Genomic DNA, 2706 nt, shown 5'->3' on the forward strand with positions numbered 1-2706 from the left:
AGATGTGTATAAGAGACAGGGCTGGGCCGTTACTGCTGGGGGTGGTGCGGCGGGATCGGCGGGAGGTCGCCTGTTGTCTCGTAGGCGGTCAGCATGTCGATGCGGCGGATGTGGCGGGCGTCCTCCGAGAACGGGGTCGCCAGGAACGTCTCCACGAACTTCGTCGCCTCGTCCCGCGTGTGCATCCGCGCGCCCACCGCGACCACGTTCGCGTTGTTGTGCTGACGGCCGAGCGACGCGGTCTCCTCGCTCCAGGCCAGCGCCGCGCGCACACCCTTCACCTTGTTCGCCGCGATCTGCTCGCCGTTGCCGGAGCCGCCGATGACGATGCCGAGGGCGTCCGGGTCGGCCGCCGTGCGCTCAGCGGCGCGGAGGCAGAAGGGCGGGTAGTCGTCGAGGGCGTCGTAGATGTGGGGGCCGCAGTCCACGGGGTCGTGACCGGCCTCCCTCAGCCACTCGACGAGGTGGTTCTTGAGTTCGAAGCCCGCATGGTCGGAGCCGAGATACACGCGCATGGGACGAGTGTGACATGCCTGTTTCCGGGCAGCAGCCTCGGGGTTGATCCCGGAAATCGCCCACAACACCACGGAACCTCAAGGGAAGCTCAAGTAACAATCTGGATTCAAAGGTTCAGGAATTCCTTTGCCTCCGATTCACTGGACTAACTGTTTACGCCGTTCCTACAGGCCGCTTACCCCGTTCACCCGGCGCAAAGGAATTCCCCCCATGACCTCGTCCCCATCGTCCGGTCTTCAGGCCGGGCTCAAGAACCGGCATCTCTCGATGATCGCCATCGGCGGTGTCATCGGAGCCGGGCTCTTCGTCGGGTCCAGCTCCGGTATCCGTACCGCCGGACCCGGCATCCTGCTCTCGTACGCCCTCGTCGGCACGCTCGTCGTGCTGGTGATGCGGATGCTCGGCGAGATGTCCGCCGCCAACCCGACCTCCGGTTCGTTCTCCGAGCACGCCGACCGGGCGCTCGGGCGCTGGGCCGGGTTCTCCATCGGCTGGCTGTACTGGTTCTTCTGGGTCGTCGTGCTCGCCGTAGAGGCGACCGCCGGTGCCACCATCCTCGAAGGGTGGGTGCCCGCCGTACCGCAGTGGGCCTGGGCGCTCATCGTGATGGTGGTGCTGACCGCCACCAACCTCGCCTCGGTCAGTTCCTACGGTGAGTTCGAGTTCTGGTTCGCCGGTATCAAGGTCGTCGCCATCAGCGCGTTCGTCGTCATCGGCGGGCTCGCCGTGTTCGGCGTACTGCCCGGTGTCGACAGCAGCAAGGCCGGGCTGGGCAATCTGACGGACCACGGCGGCTTCCTGCCCAACGGGCCCGGCGCCATCCTCACCGGCGTACTGCTCGTCGTCTTCTCCTTCATGGGCAGCGAGATCGCCACGCTGGCCGCCGGTGAGTCCGAGGACCCGCAGCGGGCCGTCACCAAGTCCACCAACAGCATCATCTGGCGTGTCGGCGTCTTCTACCTCGGGTCGATCTTCGTCGTCGTCACCCTGCTGCCGTGGAACGACCCCTCGATCAAGGCGAAGGGCTCGTACGTCGCCGCCCTCGACTCCCTCGGTATCGCGCACGCCGGTCAGATCATGAACTTCATCGTGCTGACGTCGGTGCTGTCCTGCCTCAACTCCGGGCTCTACACGGCTTCCCGCATGGCCTTCTCGCTCGGGCAGCGCGGTGACGCGCCCAAGGCCTTCGCCCGCACGACGTCCCGGGGTGTGCCGCTCGCGGCGATCGTCGCCTCGGTCGTCTTCGGCTTCGTGGCCGTCTTCTTCAACTACAAGTTCCCCGACTCGGTCTTCCTCTTCCTCGTCAACTCCTCCGGCGCCGTCGCCCTGTTCGTCTGGCTGGTCATCTGCTTCTCGCAGCTCCGGATGCGGAAGATCATCGAGCGCGAGTCCCCGGAGAAGCTCGTCGTGCGGATGTGGCTGTACCCGTATCTGACCTGGGCGACCGCCATCGTCATCGTGCTCGTCCTCGGCTACATGCTCACCGACACCGAGCACGACGGGCGCGAGACCGTGCTGCTCTCGCTGCTGGTTGCGGCCGTTGTGCTCGCCATCGCCGTCGTCCGGCAGAGGTTCGGGTTCGGGCGCGGGAAGGTCGTCGCACACGTCGGCGGTCCGGCCTCGGCCGCCTCCGATGACGGCGACGACGTCAACGACGTCGTCAAGGTCGGCTAGCCACCAGGCAGGCACTTGCTGGTCAGGGAGTTGTTCACAGGATGGTGAACGACTCCCTGACCTGTTCGTAGGTCCGTAGCGCCCGCTTCTCGATCTCCTGGTGGTACCAGGTGCTGATCTGGTACGACTTCCCCTCCACGTCGAAGCCGAGCAGCCTGGCGTGCCAGTGGGTGCCGTCCAGCGTGAAGGTGTACTCCCAGACGACCGCCGGGTGGTCCTGGTACGTCGTCTCCGCCAGGCTGATCTTCGTGTAGTCCTGGCCCTCGCGGGCGTTGCGTTCCGACTCCTCCCAGGTCTCCAGCAACTCGCCCCGTGCGAGGGAGGACTTGGCGAGGAGTTCCTGTTCTCCGTCGGGGGACGTGTAGTGCACCTCGGCGCCCGTCTTCACGTCCCGGCGCCAGCCCCCGGGCGTCGCCCACGCGTATCCGCCCGCCTCCTCGTGCGCGCCGGGCGGCAGGCTGCGCGGGCGGGAGGTGCCCTCGACTGTGGGCCGGGGGGAACCGGGCAGAGGGGAAG

General features: G+C 66.9%; 2 protein-coding genes and 1 pseudogene. 1 reads left to right on the forward strand and 2 read right to left on the reverse strand.

Features of this window, described 5'->3' with window-relative positions:
• Window positions 1-29: 29 nt before the first annotated feature.
• Window positions 30-515 carry a ribose-5-phosphate isomerase gene (locus AOK08_RS11310; protein WP_055525362.1) on the reverse strand — a complete coding sequence of 162 codons (486 nt, stop codon included), beginning with the start codon at window positions 513-515 and terminating at the stop codon, window positions 30-32.
• Window positions 516-726: 211 nt separating this feature from the next.
• Between AOK08_RS11310 and AOK08_RS11315 the strand changes: the two genes are divergently transcribed.
• The gene (locus AOK08_RS11315; RefSeq protein WP_055525363.1) at window positions 727-2190 is read left to right on the forward strand and encodes an amino acid permease; all 1464 of its coding nucleotides are present in this window, start codon (window positions 727-729) and stop codon (window positions 2188-2190) included.
• 34 nt (window positions 2191-2224) lie between these two features.
• Here AOK08_RS11315 and AOK08_RS11320 read toward each other — a convergent pair.
• A pseudogene (locus AOK08_RS11320) lies at window positions 2225-2706 on the reverse strand (serine/threonine protein kinase); the annotation flags it as partial.

This window comes from Streptomyces graminilatus (assembly GCF_001418565.1).
Taxonomy (GTDB): domain Bacteria; phylum Actinomycetota; class Actinomycetes; order Streptomycetales; family Streptomycetaceae; genus Streptomyces; species Streptomyces graminilatus.